Here is a 15,499-nt window from a genome sequence, read left to right on the forward strand (position 1 = left end):
CCTGGATCGGAGCCACCGCGCTCCGGCTGTGGCGTTCGTCACTACACTGCCGACGAGCGTAGGGAGCGGGCTGGACGCGGCACTCGCCGATCCGCGCAGAGCACTGTCCGGCGCGCGCACGACCCGACGAGGAGGTCACGGTGGCAGCGGAGTACGAGGTGCAGTTCACGACGACGGGCCGGGTGCCGGCGCGCGACCGCGCCGAGTTCTGGACCGACCACGTGCGGTTCAACCACGGCACCCTGGACTATTCGTTCCCCCACCCGGACGAGCGTTCGCCGGCCGGCTTCGCCGGAGCCACACACGTGCAGCGCTGCGGCGGTCACCAGCTCGTCGAGTTCTGGTCCGATCGCATCACCTACGCGCGGACCGCCCGGCACGTCCGCGGGGACGACGACCGGAGCATGCGCCTGTTCGTGCCGAAATCCGGCGCGCTCACCGTCGCCCACGACGGGCACGCACTGCCGGTGCCCGTCGGGCACGCGGCCCTGGTGTCGATGGCCCGCCCGTTCGAGCTGGTCCATCGCGCCCAGGCCCGGGCGTGGGTGCTCACCGTCCCCGAGGGCTGCCTGCCCGACCGGGCGGTCGCCGACGGGCCGAGTGTGCTCGACCTGCGCCGCGGCGTCGGGGCGGTGGCGGGGACCATGACACGGGCGCTGGCCCGCGAACGCACGTCGTTGTCCGGTCCCGCCTTCGTCGCGATCAGTGCCCGGGTGATCGAGCTCGTGTCCCTCGCCCTGGCCGACACACACGGTCACATCCGGCCCGGTGGCCTGCAAGCGGTCGCCGCGGCGGCCCATGCCTACGTCGACGAACGTTCGGACGACCCGGACCTGACCCCGGCGTCGATGGCACGCGACCTGGGCTGGTCGCTGCGCCAACTGCAGCTCGCGTTGCGAGCGGCCGGCACCACCCCTGCCGAGCTGCTCCGCAACCGCCGACTGGACCGCGCCCGCAGCCGACTCGAGGACCCGCGCTGGAACGCGGTGTCCGTGGGGGGAATTGCCTTCGCGTCCGGCTTCGGTTCGCTCGGTGCGTTCGGCACGGCCTTCCGAGCCCGTTTCGGGACCACCCCGAAGGCGGTGCGGGCGGCCGGTCCCGCGGCCGCGCTCAACGCAGCAGCGTCGCCCGCAGTGTCGCCGTGAGCCACGCCCGGTATTCGTCCACGTCCCAGCCGCAGTCGCGGCGCAGCAGCGCATGCACCTGCGGAGAACCCAGCGTGTAGAACACGTGCGCCGCGTGCTCGACACTCACGTCGTCGCGCAGCAATCCGTGCCGGCGCAGCCCCTCCGCGATGGTGTGCGCGTTGTCCGCGGTCGCGCGCGCGTCCTCGTCGGCGAACCGGCGCATGTCAGGGTCCGCGCCCGAGGACTCGACCGAGGTCATCAGCAGCCCGCCGGCCCGCTCGAGCAGGTCGGCGCCGTAGCGGACGACCTGCTCGACGATGCGTTCGGCATCCGAGCCCGCGGTTCCGGAGGCGCCGCGTCCCGCGCGTGGCTCCCGGCCCGACCCGGGCTCGTCGGCCGCGGACCCACCCGTGACCGCGGCGTCGAGCGCCTCCCGGAACAGTTCGGACTTGCCGCCGGGGAACGCCGTGAAGACCGTGCGCACCGCCACCCCGGCCGTCTCCGCGATCTGCCTGACCGTGGTGCTGACGTATCCGCGGTCGACGAAGAGCCGGGCGGCGGCGTCGACGATCGTCGCGCGCGTCCGGCGCGCAGCCTCCTCACGCAGCGGCGAACTGTAGGCCCTCTTGGCATGCTGGGACATCGATCTCAGCTTATCAGCATCGGTTGCATCGGAACTGCAGCCGATTTCGGAGGTCTGCAGCGGCAGCGGCGACCGGGCATGCTGGTCGGGTGCACACCTTCGAGGTCTGGGCTCCGACCCCGCAATCCGTCCGGCTCCATGTCGACGGCACCGTCCACCCCATGCGCCGGGACGACCGCGGGTGGTGGCGCGCCGAGGTCGACGCCTCCCCCGGCGCTCGGTACGGCTTCCTCCTCGACGAGGACGAGACCGTGTTGCCGGACCCGCGCTCTCCGCGGCAACCGGACGGGGTGCACGGGTTGTCCCAGCTGCACTCGGTCGACGAGCACGCCTGGACCGACACGTCGTGGACGGGCCGGCAACTCGCCGGCGGGGTGGTGTACGAGCTGCACGTGGGGACCTTCACCGACGAAGGCACCTTCGATGCCGCCGTCGCCCGGCTCGACGACCTCGTCGCGCTCGGCATCGACCTGGTCGAACTGATGCCGGTCAACGCCTTCAACGGCACCCGCGGGTGGGGCTACGACGGTGTGCTCTGGTACGCGGTGCACGAGCCCTACGGCGGCCCGGACGGGCTGCAACGCTTCGTCGACGCCGCCCACGCCCGCGGCCTCGGGGTGATCCTGGACGTGGTGTACAACCATCTCGGACCGTCCGGAAACTACCTGGACCGCTACGGGCCGTACCTGTCCGGTGGGCAGGGCACGTGGGGCGCCTCGGTCAACCTCGACGGCCCGGACTCCGGCGAGGTGCGCCGCTACATCCTCGACAACGCCCTGCGCTGGATGCGGGAGTTCCACATCGACGGACTGCGCCTGGACGCGGTGCACGCTCTCGTCGACCACACCGCCGTGCACCTGCTCGAGGAGCTGGCCGTCGCGACGTACCGGATGTCGGCGCATCTGGGCCGTCCGCTCAGCCTGATCGCGGAGAGCGATCTGAACGATCCGAAGATGATCTCGCCCCGCGCCGCCGGCGGTTACGGCCTGCAGGCGCAGTGGGACGACGACATCCACCACGCCGTGCACGCCGCCGTCTCCGGTGAACGACAGGGCTACTACGGCGATTTCGGTTCGCTCGACTGCCTCGCCCGCACCCTGCGGCACGGGTTCTTCCACGCCGGCACCTATTCGAGCTTCCGCGGGCGCACCCACGGGCGGCCGCTCGACGCCGGACGCATCCCGGCGAGCTCCCTGCTGGCCTACACGTGCACCCACGACCAGGTCGGCAACCGGGCGGTCGGCGACCGGCCCGGTCACTACCTCGACCCCGGTCAGCTGGCCGTCAAGGCCGCGCTGGTGCTGACCTCCCCGTACACCCCCATGTTGTTCATGGGCGAGGAGTGGGACGCGAGCTCACCGTTCCAGTACTTCACCTCCCACCCGGAACCGGAGTTGGCCCGGGCCACCGCCGAGGGACGTCGGCGCGAGTTCGCCGAGCACGGGTGGGACGCCCAGGACGTCCCCGACCCGCAGGATCCGGAGACGTTCCGGCGGTCGACGCTGAACTGGGCCGAGCGGACCGAACCGGCCCGTGCCCGGGTGCTCGAGTGCTACCGGCAACTCCTGGCGCTGCGTCGCGAACGCGCCGAGCTGACCGATCCGTGGCTCGAGCACCTGCACGTCGACTACGACGAGGACGAGCGCTGGATCGTGCTGCACCGCGGCAGCCTGCGGGTGGCGTGCAACCTCGGACCCGACCCGGTCACCGTGCCCTTCGGCGGGGCTCCCCTGGTGTGGTGGGAGCCGGTGGTGGTCAACCGGACCGGGTCCGCAACCCTCGTGCCCGGGCACTCGTTCGTCGTTCTCGACGCCGCCCTCGCACCGCCGGGGGTCAGCGCGGGCGCAGCATCCGCAGGGTGAGCAGGGCAGTGGCCGCCAGAATCACCGCCGTGGCCGCCGCGGCACCGTGGGTGCCCGCGACGAACGCGGACCGCGCCGACTCGAGGAGGATCTCCGCCTCGGCCGCCGGAAGGCGGCCGGCCGCGGCGACCGCGCCGCCGAGGGTGTCGAACTCGTGGCCCGCACCCGGGACACCGAGCCGGGACCGGTAGACGGCGGTGACGACGCTGCCGAGGACCGCGACACCGAGGGCGATACCGAGCTCGTAGGCCGTCTCCGACACCGCGGACGCGGCGCCGGCCCGGTCCGCCGGGGCGGCCCCGACAACCAGGTCGGTGGTGAGTGTCAGCGCGATGCCGACGCCCACGCCGATGAGGACGAAACCGGCGACGAACACGCCGGCTCCGTGCTCGGTGTCCAGCGCCAGCAGCACGGCGGCGCCCACGGCCGCGACGGCCAGGGCACCCGACAGGACGGTCCCCACCGGCAGGCGCCGCACGAGCCAGGCCGCACCGAGTGCAGACAGGGCGCTGGTCGCGGTGCCGGGGAGCATCAGCAGACCCGCCTCCAGCGGTCCGACTCCGAGGACCAGCTGCAGGTACTGGGAACCGAAGAACAGCACCCCGGCGAGGGCGAAGATCGACAGCAGATTGGTCGCGACGGCGGCCGAGAACTCCCGGCGCCGGAACAGCGTGAGGTCGAGCAGCGGATCCGTCGCGATCCGCTGGCGGTAGACGAACGCGACGGCCGCCGTCAGGCCACCGCCGAGTGCGACCAGCGCCGCACTGTGCGGGCCGTGCAGCGCGGTTTCCTTGACCGCGTAGACGATCGGCACCACGGCCAGCAGGGACAGGGCGGCCCCCGGCAGGTCGAAGCGGCCCGGGTGCGGATCCCGTGATTCCGGGACGAGGAACGGTGCGGCGACCACGAGGACCGCCATGATCGGAAGGTTGATCAGAAACACCGACCCCCACCAGAAGTGCTCGAGCAGCCAGCCGCCGACGAGCGGGCCGGCGGCGGCCCCGCCGCCGGCCATCGCGCCCCACACGCCGATGGCGACGGTCCGCTCGCGCGGATCGGTGAACATGTGCCGGATGAGTCCGAGGGTGGCCGGCATGAGGGTGGCGCCCGAGACGCCCTGCAGTGCCCGCGCCACGATCAGCAGCTCGGGGCTCGGCGCCCACGCCGCGAGGACCGAGGCCGCGGCGAACCCGACGGCACCGACCAGCAGGAGCCGGCGTCGGCCGACCCGGTCGCCGAGCACGCCCATCGTCACCAGCAGACCGGCCACGGCGAACGAGTACACGTCGATGATCCACAGCAGCTGGACCCCGCTCGGGGCCAGATCGGCGCTGAGGAAGGGCAGGGCGAGGTCGAGAACGGTTGCGTCGACCGCGATCAGCAGCACGGCGCCTGCGAGAACCACCAGGCCCGCCCAGGTGCGGGCACCGGCCGGCGCATGCTCGGTTCCCGCCTCCGCCGGGGAAGCCGGCGGTATCTGCCCGGTGTTCGTCATCCTTCGTTCCTCCACACTGAACCGTCCAGCCGGTACACAAGTACGGTAGCACCAACCGTCCGGACGGTACAAAGACGGACGGTAGGATCGGGCCATGGCCTCCGACACACGCGACCGGATCCTCGACGCCCTCGAACGCACCCTCGTCGACGTGGGAGTAGCCCAGGTGACGCTCGAGGGCGTCGCGGCGGCTGCCGGGGTGTCGAAAGGTGGTCTGCTGTACCATTTCCCGACCAAGGAGGCGATGCTCGCCGCCATGGTGCGGCGCCTCGGCGAACGCGGCGACGCCCGGCTCGCCGACGCCGTCGCCGGCGGTACCCCGGTCGCGGAGTGGTACCTGGCCGACCCGGACGAGACCGGGGACTCGGCGGAGATGGACCTGTTCCGGTCCACGGTGGCCGCGCTGCGCAGCGCCGACGGCCGGCACGACGACGTGCACCGGGCGGTCGTCGAGGTGCTGCGGTCGTGGGACGAGGGGCTGCGCGCGGAGATCGACGACCCGGTCACCGCCGAGATCGTGCGCCTCGTCGGCGACGGCATCTACCTGGGCGCGATGCTCGGTCTGCCCAAGCCCGACCCGGAACTGCACCGGCGGGTCGTCGCCCGGCTCCTGGGGACGAAAAACCCTTGATTATCGCCGACCGGCGCGAGTACGGTCAAGAGCAGTCGGGGAATCTTCCTGCACACACACGCTTCTCGGGGTGTATCGCCATGAAACTCCGGACTGCCACCGTCGGCGCCCTCCTCGCCGCCACCCTCACCCTCGCCCCGGCCGGAGTCGCGGCCGCGGCGCCCACCGACGCCCCCGCTCCGATCGGGATCACCTGGCAGCAGACCGATCACCGCAACGACTGGGACCGCCACGACCGCCGTGACCACGATCGCGGCTGGGAACGCAACTGGTGGGGTCCACCCGCTCCGTGCTGGTGGTTCGGCCCCTGGCTGGTCTGCGCTCCCTGGCGCTGAGCGGCCGCCGCGGACCTCGGCGGGGGAAGGCATTCCCCCGCCGGGATCCCGTGCGGCTCAGGTGAGATAGCGGTAGGCCGGCGAACCCGGCTCGAGCCGCTGCGCCTCGATCGGCGAGACGTCCATCCGCGCCAGCAGCGACGTCAGACCGTCGGCCGTGCCGAGTTCGATGCCGACCAGCGCCGCACCGAACTCCCGGTTGTTGCGCTTGACGTACTCGAACAGGGTGATGTCGTCGTCGGGCCCGAGCACCTCGTCGAGGAACCGCCGCAGCGCCCCCGGTTCCTGAGGGAAGTCCACCAGGAAGTAGTGCTTGAGGCCGCGGTGCACCAGCGAGCGCTCGATGACCTCCCCGTAGCGGGAGACATCGTTGTTGCCCCCCGAGATCAGGCACACCACCGTCGCACCCGGCGCGACGGTCATCCCCTCGAGCGCGGCGACGGACAGGGCCCCCGCGGGCTCGGCGATGATGCCCTCGTTCTGATACAGGTCGAGCATCGCCGTGCACACGGCGCCCTCGTCGACCTGGGTCATCCCGAACGGCCCGGTGCCCAGTCCGTCGTTGCGCAGCGCCGCGACCAGCGGCAGGTTCGCATGGGAGACGATCTCGGGGCCGAGCCGGGAGACGACGGCGTACGGCACGTCGCCGACCCGTTTCACGGCGGCACCGTCGACGAACGGATCCACCTCCGGGAGGGTCACCGGCCCGCCCGCGACGAGGGCAGCGGTCATCGACGCCGCCCCGGCCGGTTCCACCCCGACGATCGAGGTGTGCGGCGACTTCTCGTGCAGGTACGCCGCGATGCCGGCCAGGCAGCCACCGCCGCCGACCGGAACCAGCACCAGGTCCGGCGCCGCCGGCAGCTGGTCGAGCATCTCCCGGGCGATGGTGCCCTGACCCGCCGCGGTGCGGGCGTCGTCGAACGGCGCGACCATCGTCGCGCCGGTACGCGCGACATCCGCGGCCGCGGCCGCCGCGGCCGCGTCGAAGGTGTCACCCGTCGGGATGAGCTCGACGAACGCCCCGCCGTGCGCACGGATCCGGTCCCGCTTCTGCTTCGGGGTCCGGGTGGGCACGTAGATCCGGCCCCGCACCCCCATCGCCCGGCACGAGTAGGCCACGCCCTGCGCGTGATTGCCGGCGCTGGCCGTCACCACACCCGCCTCGCGTTCCGCCGGAGAGAGCTGCGCCATGACGTTGTAGGCGCCGCGCAGCTTGTAGGAGCGCACGCGGGTGAGATCCTCGCGCTTGAGGTAGACGTTCGCTCCGGTGAGGGCGGAGAGCCGCTCGCTGTACTCGAGGGGTGTGGGAGCGACGACCGCGGAAATTCGCTCCGCCGCGGCATCGATGTCGGCCACGCTCAGGGCGGGCAGGTGCATCGGATCAGCGGTTCGCGAAGTCGTGGTCACCTGTCCATGCTGCCACTACCCACCCGGAACCCCCAACGCGGGTTTCGCCACTGCGCCCGCGCCCCCCGCCCCCGGATCCCGCGCGCTACCGGGGTTCCAGGACGAAGACCGGGATCTCGCGATCCGTCTTCTTCTGGTACTCGGCGTAGTCGGGGAACGCCTCGACCGCCCGCCGCCACCACAGGTCCTTCTCCTCGCCGTGGACCTCGCGGGCGGTCATGTCCCGGACCGTCGGCCCGTCACGCAGTTCGACGTGCGGATCCGCCAGGACGTTGAAGTACCAGACCGGATGCTTCGGGGCACCACCGAGCGAGGCGACCACCGCGTAGACGCCATCGTGCTCGACGCGCATCAGCGGGGTCTTACGCAGCTTGCCGCTCTTCGCTCCGCGGCTGGTCAGCACGACCACCGGGCGGCCGTTCAGGGTCGTACCCTCGGTGCCGCCGGAACTCTCGTACAGCGCCACCTGGTCGGCGGCCCACTGGGACGGACTCGGTTCGTATTCTCCGGTGAGAGGCATGCCCCAAGTCAACACCGCCGCGCACGGGGCCGCAGCGGACCCGGCGGATCCGTCCCTCCGAGTCGGACGTCACCATCCGACGAGCAAAGTTCGGTGGTCCGAACACAAGTCTGCGAGTAACCTGGTGAACGGATTCCCCGAGGCGCACGGAGGTCGAGATGACGACGACGGATTCGCCCACTCGCGTCCGCCGCCGGCCGGCGTCCGTCGACGTCGCCGGAACCGCATGGCCGCTGTACAAGCTCGAGGCGCTCGTCGCGGCCGTCCTGGTGCTGCTGACGCTGTTCGCGATCACCGCCGACGCGCAGACCGCCGTGCTCGCCGCCGCCGGCACCGCCACCGTCGTGTGGTGGGCCCGCCTGCTGCACTACCGCCGCGAGCCCTGACCGCACCGTCCCCGGCGCGGGTCAGATCGCCAGGCAGGCCGGCCCGAGCAGGGCCTTGAGATCACCCATCAGCGCCGACGACGGCTCCACCCGCAGGCTGTCGTCCACCTTCAGCACGGTCACCTTGCTGCCGGAAACCAACCGCACGTGCACATCCGAGGTACCCGGGTGGCGGGTGAGCACGCTCTTGAGCGCACCCACCTTGTCGGGCGTGCACAACCGGGTGGGCATCGACACCGACAGCGGCTTGGCCACCCCCACCTGAGACAGGTCGGGTACGGCGAGATCGTTGGCGATCAACGAGATCCGGTCGTCACGGACCGACACCCGGGCCTTGACCAGCACCACGGAGTCCTCGACGACGTCCATGCCGTACACGGAGTAGGACTGCGGGAAGAACAGCACCTCGATCCCGCCGGCGAGGTCCTCGAGCTGGGCCGACGCCCACGTCAGGCCGTTCTTGTTGATGCGGCGGTTCACCGAGGCCAGGATGCCGCCCACGGTGACCTGGGCACCGTCCTTGATCGCGCCTTCGAGGATGGTCGGGATCGCGGTGTCCGCCTGCTGGGCGAGGACGTGCTCGACGCCGTTGAGCGGATGCCCGGACACGTACAGGCCCAGCATCTCCCGTTCGAGGGCGAGCTTGTGCTTGGTGTCCCATTCCTCCTCGGGGATCTTCACGTTGAACACCGAGGTCACCGACTCGTCGGCGTCCGCGCCGCCGAACAGGTCGAACTGCCCGATCGCCTCGGCCTTCTTGGTGCCCATCACCGCGTCGATCGCGTCGGCGTGCACCAGCATCAGGCCCTTGCGGGGATGGCCGAGCGAGTCGAAACCGCCGGCCTTGATGAGCGACTCGGTGACCTTCTTCGAGCACGCGAGCGCGTCGATCTTGTTGAGGTAGTCGGAGAAGTCGGTGAACCGGCCCTTCTCCTCCCGCGCGCGGATGATGGACGCGACGACGTTGGAGCCGACGTTGCGTACCGCGCCGAGGCCGAAGCGGATGTCCTCCCCCACCGACGCGAAGTCCACCCGCGACTCGTTGACGTCCGGCGGCAGCACCGTGATCCCCATCTTGCGGCAGTCCGACAGGTAGACCGCGGCCTTGTCCTTGTCGTCGCCGACCGACGTGAGCAGGCCCGCCATGTACTCGGCCGGGTAGTTGGCCTTGAGGTAGGCGGTCCAGAAGGAGACCAGGCCGTACCCGGCGGCATGCGACTTGTTGAACGCGTACCCGGCGAACGGCAGGATCGTGTCCCACAGGGCCTTGATCGCCGGCTTGGAGAAGCCGTTGGCGAGCATGCCCTCCTCGAAGCCCTCGAACTCGGCGGCGAGGACCTCGGCCTTCTTCTTGCCCATCGCGCGGCGCAGGATGTCGGCTCGTCCGAGGGAGTAACCGGCCACCTTCTGAGCGATCTGCATGATCTGCTCCTGGTAGACGATCAGACCGTAGGTGTCGGCGAGGATGTCCTTCAGCGGTTCCTCGAGCTCGGGGTGGATCGGCTTGACCTCTTGCCGCCCGTTCTTGCGGTCGGCGTAGTCGTTGTGGGCGTTCATGCCCATCGGTCCGGGCCGGTACAGCGCGAGAACGGCGACGATGTCCTCGAACCCCGTCGGCTGCATGCGGCGCAGCAGATCCCGCATCGCGCTGCCGTCGAGCTGGAACACGCCCAGGGTGTCGCCGCGGGCCAGCAGTTCGTACGTGGGTGGATCCTCGAGCGGCAGCGTGTCCAGGTCGAGGTCGATGCCGCGGTTGTTCTTGATGTTCTCGATCGCGTCGCCGATGACGGTGAGGTTGCGCAGACCGAGGAAGTCCATCTTCAGCAGGCCGATGGCCTCGCACGACGGGTAGTCCCAGCCGGTGATGATCGCGCCGTCCTGCGCTCGCTTCCACAGCGGGATGGCATCCATCAGCGGCTCGGACGACATGATCACCGCACACGCGTGCACGCCCGCGTTGCGGATCAGGCCCTCGAGGCCCAGCGCGGTGTCGTAGATCTTCTTCACGTCCGGGTTGGACTCGATCAGCGCCCGGACCTCGGCGGCCTCCTTGTACCGCTCGTGGTTCGGGTCGGTGATGCCCGAGACCGGGATGTCCTTGGCCATGATCGGCGGCGGCAGCGCCTTGGTGATCTGATCGGCGATGGCGAATCCGGGCTGGCCGAACTGCACGCGGGCCGAGTCCTTGATCGCGGCCTTGGTCTTGATGGTGCCGAACGTGATCACCTGGGCCACGCGGTCGGCCCCCCACCGTTCGGTGGCGTAACGCACCATCTCACCGCGGCGGCGGTCGTCGAAGTCGATGTCGATATCGGGCATGGACACGCGCTCGGGGTTGAGGAACCGCTCGAACAGCAGACCGTGCGGGATCGGGTCGATGTTCGTGATGCCCATCGCGTAGGCGACGAGGGAGCCCGCGGCCGAACCGCGGCCGGGGCCGACGCGGATGCCGACCTCGCGAGCGTGGCTGATCAGGTCGCCGACGACGAGGAAGTAGGCCGGGAATCCCATCTCGTTGATGACGCCGATCTCGTACTCGGCGCGGGTGAGGTACTCCTGCGGCACGCCGTCCGGGAATCGCCGGTCGAGCCCGCGCAGAACCTCCTCGCGCAGCCACGTCGCCTGCGTGTGTCCCTCGGGGACGGGGAAGATCGGCATCCGGTCCCGGTGCGTCCACACCTCCTTGTAGGACTGGACCCGCTCGGCGATCAGCAGCGTGTTGTCGCACGCGCCGGGCACCTCGCCGTCCCACAGTGCCCGCATCTCCGCGGCGGATTTGAGGTAGTAGCCGTCACCGTCGAACTTGAATCGGGTCGGATCCGAGAGCGTCTTACCGGTCTGGATGCACAGCAGGGCCTCGTGGTTCTCGGCGGCGTCCTTGGTGACGTAGTGGCAGTCGTTGGTCGCCAGCGGCGGGATGTCGAGCTTGCGGCCGATCTCGAGCAGGCCCTCACGGACCCGTCGCTCGATGGACAGGCCGTGGTCCATGAGTTCGAGGAAGAAGTTGTCCTTGCCCCAGATCTCCTGCCACTTCGCGGCCGCCTCGAGCGCCTCACGCTCGTGGCCCAGCCGCAGCCTGGTCTGGATCTCCCCGGACGGGCAGCCGGTGGTGGCGATGATGCCCTCGGCGTGGTGGGCGATGAGATCCTCGTCCATGCGGGCCCACTTGCCGAGCTGTCCCTCGATCGACGCGAGCGACGACAGCTTGAACAGATTGCGCAGCCCGGTGGCGTTCTCGGCGACCATCGTCATGTGCGTGTACGAGCCCGAGCCGGAGACGTCGTCGGACTTCTGGCTCGGATCGCCCCACTGCACGCGCTTGGTGCTGAACCGCGACTCGGGCGCGATGTAGGCCTCGATACCGATGATCGGCTTGATGCCCTGCTTCTCGGCGACGTTGTAGAACTCGCTGGCGCCGTACATGTTCCCGTGGTCGGTCATCCCGACCGCCGTCATCCCCAGCCGCTCGGCCTCCTTGAACAGGGGACCGACCTTTGCGGCTCCGTCGAGCATCGAATACTCGGTGTGGTTGTGCAGATGAACGAACGAGTCAGCCACGCGTGCCTCTCCCGGAAGGTCTGTGAGCACCCCGAGTGTAGGCCCCCGCGGCGACGGGATCGGACCGCCACACCGGCCCGGACGGCGTGTCGTGACCGGTGTTACTGCGGTGCACTCGAGGGGACCGGCTCGAGCGTCCCGCGAGCCCGGCGACCCCGGGCCACGGCGTCGGCGGTGAAGATCGCGAGCGCGATCCAGATCAGCCCGAACCCGATCCAGCGGGAGGCGGGCATGTCCTCGTGCAGGACCAGCACACCCCACGCCATCTGCAGGCTCGGGGTCAGGTACTGCAGCATGCCGAGGGTCACCAGGGGAACCCGCTGGGCGGCCGCGCCGAACAGCAGCAGCGGCAGTGCCGTGACGAGCCCGGCCGACACGAGCAGCAGCGAGTGCCCGGCGCCGTGACCGAGGAACGTACCGGTGCCGGTGACGGCGAGGAAGATCAGGTAGCCCGCCGCGAAGGGCACGGCGACGACGCCCTCCCCCGTCAGCGAGGTGCGCGGGTCGAGCGGCACGACCTTCTTGATCACCCCGTACAGGGCGAACGAGAAGGCGAGGGTGAGCGCGATGATCGGCGGCCGCCCGTAATCCACGGTGATCACCGCCACCGCGGCGGTCGCCAGGAGCAGCGCCGCGATCTGGGCGCGGCGCAGCCGCTCCCGGAAGAACAGCACCCCGAACAGCACGCTGACCAGCGGGTTGACGAAGTAGCCCAGCGCGGTCTCGACGACCCGGCCCGAGACCACGCCGTAGATGTAGGTGCCCCAGTTGACGGCGATGGCCGCGGACGCCGCCGCGACCAGCGCCCACACCCGTACCCCCAGCCCCCGCAGCGAACCGAGCCGGCCGAGGACGGCGAGCAGCAGCAGCATCGCCAGCAGCGTCCACAGCACCCGGTGCGCGAGGATCTCCACGGCTCCGGCGGGCTCGAGCAGGCCGAAGAACGCGGGGAACATTCCCCACGTCAGGTAGGCGCCGAGTCCGAACAGGATGCCGGCGTCGGGGCGCGATGCGGTGCTGCTCACCAGTCAACGGTAGGGCGCGCGGATGCGCCGGGGCGCGCCGGGTCGATCAGGTCGGTCAGAACGACACGGTCGGCGGCAGTTCCGTGCCCGCCGGGGCGGTGTAGAACTCGCGCTCGCGCACCCCCGCCGGGCCCGCGAAGAACATCCACGGGATGGTCTTCAGCGACGTGTTGAGCCGGCCTGCGGCGTCGTTGTAGTACTGGCGGGCGAAGGCGAGCTGGTCCTCGGTCTCACCCAACTGACGCTGCAGGTCCAGGAAGTTGGCCGAGGCCTTCAGGTCCGGGTAGTTCTCGGCGACGGCGAGCACGTCGAACACCGCCTTCTCGAGACGCGCGTCGGCCTGCGCCTTCTCTGCCACCGTGCCACCGGAGGCGGCCCGCGACGCGGCGGTGCGTGCGGCGGTGACCTCCTCGAACACGCTCTTCTCGTGCGCCGCGTAACCCCGCACCGTCGACACGAGATTCGGCACCAGGTCGGCGCGCCGGCTCAGTTGCACGTCGATGCCGCCCAGGGCCTCCTGAGCCAGGACGTCGGCGCGGCGCAGCCGGTTGAACCCGACCACGAACACGGCAACGAGCACCACCACCAGCACGACGACGATCACGACTGCGGTCACCATGGGACCGCCCTCCTTCCGCTGCCCGGCACCGGTGCGGGCGCGCCGGTGTCTCGTTCACCACTCGGTCACCAGGAGCCGCCGCCCCCGCCACCACCACCGCCGCCACCGCCGCCACCGCCCGACGACGAGGACTGGGACGCGGTGTACGCACTGATCGACGACGACAGGGCCGACTCGAAACTGTCGAATCCTCCGGCCCCGGAGGCGAATCCGTGCACTCCGACCGGATACGGGTACCACGCCGGCACCGGCGGCTCCGTCCCGGTGACGGTGCGGTACTTCTCCGCCCACTTCTCGGCCACGCCGAAGGCGACCGCGTGCGGAATGTAGCGGGTGTAGAGGTCCTGTTCCGCCGAGAACCGGTAGCGGTCCTCGCTCGACGGTGTCACGAGCATGCGCCGGAACCCGCCGGCACGCGACCACATCTCGCGGCCCTTCGCGGTGCGCCGGGTCCCGGCCTCCGGGCGCAGCAGTTCCCATCCGCCGAATACGAACGCCGCCGCCGGCAGGCCCCACATGCTCGGCCAGACCGGCACGGCGAACCCGACCACCGCGAGCACCAGCGCCAGCACCACCGCCGCCTTGCCGAGGCGCTCGCGCGTGGACGGGGCCACCAGGCCCTCGTTGCGGGCCCAGATCCGGCACTGCGACGCCAGCTCCGTCGTCGCCTTCGACAGCCGTTCCCCCGCCGACTTCGAGCCGTCGGCCCGCAGCACCGCCCCCGGGTACGAGATCTGCAGCGCATCGCCGACCGCCCGGGTCACCGGATCGGTCGCCGCCCACGTGTCCGCAGAGGCGATACCCCGGACCTCCCACACCTCGGACTTCTTGCCGGTCCCGCCGGGGCGCAATTCGACCAGCCCCTCCTCGGCGGCGTACAGCAACGTGGCCGCGAGCGGTGCAGGTCCGGGACGTTCGGAGGCGAGGTAGACGGTCTGCACCGGCCCAAAACCGTCGGGCGGCGCGTACAGCACCGGCAACCCCGGCTCGGGTTCGCGCGCCGTCCAGGCCCACCGCGCGGCGACCCCGAACGCGAGCAGGCTCAGCCCCGCGACCAGCGCCACGATCGGCGGCGACCGTCCGACGATCGGGTCCCAGGCGACCGACCAGGGCACCGTGCTCCGGGCCGGAGCGTCGAGCCCGAGCCCGATGCGCACGTTCACCGCGGTGCGGGGTGCGAGCCCGGTCACGTCGACGGACACGGTGTCGGTGCCGGCCCCGCCGAGGACGCAGGTCGCGCCCGGCGCCGCACATTCGACCACGCCCGACGGCGCGGGCAGCCGCACCGTGATGTCCGCCCGGTCGACGGCCATCTCCCACCCGCCGGGGACCACGCTCCAGTGGAAGACCGATCCGACCGGCGCCGCCGTTCCGGCGGCCGTGTCGAACGTGCCGGAAGCCGCGCCCGGCGGGTCGAGGACCCCGTCGGTCGTGTACTCGATGCGATAGGTGTGGGTGCCCGGCTCCAGGTACACGTCGGGGTTCCCGATCTTCGCGACGACGAATCGGCGGCCCTGCTCCCAGCTCGTCTCGTACGGCTCGGGCGCGCCGTCGCGTTCGACGGAGACGATCTCGGGGATGTGGCGCACGTGCGGGTCGGCGCCCGTGGTGACGTCCCAGTACCGGAAGATGCCGTGCCGGTCGGCCGGGAAGGCGACCGTGACGGATTCGGTGGCGGTGAGCCCGCCGTCGGCGTCGACGGCGTAGTCGACGCTGTAGTTCGTGATCCGCGCCGGATCCGACGCCTCGGACGCCTCGCCGGTGTCGAGCCCGGCGAGCAGCGGCCACAGCAGACCGGCCGCGGCGAGCAGCGCCACCAGCAGGTACCCCAGAACCCGTGCCACGGCGTCACCGTACCCAGTGGCGACGCGCCTGTCCCGCCGATCGG

At 71.0% G+C, this 15,499-nt stretch carries 13 protein-coding genes; 5 read left to right on the forward strand and 8 right to left on the reverse strand.

All coding sequences use genetic code 11. The features are described from left to right. Window positions 1-140: 140 nt before the first annotated feature. Entirely contained in the window at window positions 141-1,145 is a 1,005-nt protein-coding gene (locus ACM26Y_RS14395; RefSeq protein WP_416061236.1) for an AraC family transcriptional regulator, read from the forward strand. On the opposite strand, the gene ACM26Y_RS14400 is transcribed toward ACM26Y_RS14395, so the two are convergent. After that, the gene (locus tag ACM26Y_RS14400; RefSeq protein ID WP_416061237.1) at window positions 1,111-1,770 is read right to left on the reverse strand and encodes a TetR/AcrR family transcriptional regulator; all 660 of its coding nucleotides are present in this window, start codon (window positions 1,768-1,770) and stop codon (window positions 1,111-1,113) included. The genes ACM26Y_RS14395 and ACM26Y_RS14400 overlap by 35 nt on opposite strands. Before the next feature lie 89 nt (window positions 1,771-1,859). Here ACM26Y_RS14400 and treZ point away from each other — a divergent pair, with 89 nt between their 5' ends. Continuing rightward, window positions 1,860-3,632, forward strand: coding sequence for a malto-oligosyltrehalose trehalohydrolase (treZ, locus tag ACM26Y_RS14405; RefSeq protein ID WP_416061238.1), 1,773 nt, complete (start codon window positions 1,860-1,862; stop codon window positions 3,630-3,632). Here the strand turns inward: treZ and ACM26Y_RS14410 are convergent. After that, window positions 3,604-5,127 (reverse strand): MFS transporter, encoded by a 1,524-nt coding sequence (locus tag ACM26Y_RS14410; RefSeq protein WP_416061239.1) that lies wholly within the window; start codon window positions 5,125-5,127, stop codon window positions 3,604-3,606. The two genes, treZ and ACM26Y_RS14410, sit on opposite strands and share 29 nt — an antisense overlap. 94 nt (window positions 5,128-5,221) lie before the next feature. Between ACM26Y_RS14410 and ACM26Y_RS14415 the strand changes: the two genes are divergently transcribed. Further along, the gene (locus ACM26Y_RS14415; RefSeq protein WP_003938240.1) at window positions 5,222-5,758 is read left to right on the forward strand and encodes a TetR/AcrR family transcriptional regulator; all 537 of its coding nucleotides are present in this window, start codon (window positions 5,222-5,224) and stop codon (window positions 5,756-5,758) included. 80 nt (window positions 5,759-5,838) lie between these two features. Further along, entirely contained in the window at window positions 5,839-6,093 is a 255-nt protein-coding gene (locus ACM26Y_RS14420; RefSeq protein WP_416061240.1) for a hypothetical protein, read from the forward strand. A gap of 57 nt (window positions 6,094-6,150) precedes the next feature. Here ACM26Y_RS14420 and ilvA read toward each other — a convergent pair whose 3' ends face one another. Further along, window positions 6,151-7,473: a threonine ammonia-lyase IlvA gene (ilvA, locus tag ACM26Y_RS14425; RefSeq protein ID WP_416063678.1), complete on the reverse strand. Its 1,323-nt coding sequence runs from the start codon at window positions 7,471-7,473 to the stop codon at window positions 6,151-6,153. A gap of 115 nt (window positions 7,474-7,588) precedes the next feature. Further along, complete coding sequence (locus tag ACM26Y_RS14430; protein WP_289382375.1) at window positions 7,589-8,023, reverse strand: nitroreductase family deazaflavin-dependent oxidoreductase; 435 nt, start codon at window positions 8,021-8,023, stop codon at window positions 7,589-7,591. A gap of 158 nt (window positions 8,024-8,181) precedes the next feature. Between ACM26Y_RS14430 and ACM26Y_RS14435 the strand changes: the two genes are divergently transcribed. After that, on the forward strand, window positions 8,182-8,409 hold the full coding sequence (locus ACM26Y_RS14435) for a hypothetical protein (protein ID WP_003938236.1): 228 nt from the start codon (window positions 8,182-8,184) through the stop codon (window positions 8,407-8,409). Between the two features lie 21 nt (window positions 8,410-8,430). On the opposite strand, the gene dnaE is transcribed toward ACM26Y_RS14435, so the two are convergent. The 4 genes from dnaE to ACM26Y_RS14455 all read right to left on the reverse strand — a co-directional run bounded on the left by dnaE (window position 8,431) and on the right by ACM26Y_RS14455 (window position 15,455). Next, the gene (dnaE, locus tag ACM26Y_RS14440) at window positions 8,431-11,967 is read right to left on the reverse strand and encodes a DNA polymerase III subunit alpha (RefSeq protein ID WP_416061241.1); all 3,537 of its coding nucleotides are present in this window, start codon (window positions 11,965-11,967) and stop codon (window positions 8,431-8,433) included. A 101-nt stretch (window positions 11,968-12,068) separates the two neighbouring features. After that, entirely contained in the window at window positions 12,069-12,992 is a 924-nt protein-coding gene (gene rarD, locus ACM26Y_RS14445; RefSeq protein ID WP_003938234.1) for an EamA family transporter RarD, read from the reverse strand. 55 nt (window positions 12,993-13,047) lie between these two features. Then, window positions 13,048-13,611 carry a LemA family protein gene (locus ACM26Y_RS14450; RefSeq protein WP_003938233.1) on the reverse strand — a complete coding sequence of 188 codons (564 nt, stop codon included), beginning with the start codon at window positions 13,609-13,611 and terminating at the stop codon, window positions 13,048-13,050. 65 nt (window positions 13,612-13,676) lie between these two features. After that, a complete protein-coding gene (locus tag ACM26Y_RS14455) occupies window positions 13,677-15,455 on the reverse strand; it encodes a DUF2207 domain-containing protein (protein WP_416061242.1) in 1,779 nt (592 codons plus the stop codon). Between the last annotated feature and the right edge of the window lie 44 nt (window positions 15,456-15,499).

It is taken from the genome of Rhodococcus indonesiensis, assembly GCF_047782815.1.
In the GTDB taxonomy this organism is placed as follows: Bacteria; Actinomycetota; Actinomycetes; order Mycobacteriales; family Mycobacteriaceae; genus Rhodococcus; species Rhodococcus indonesiensis.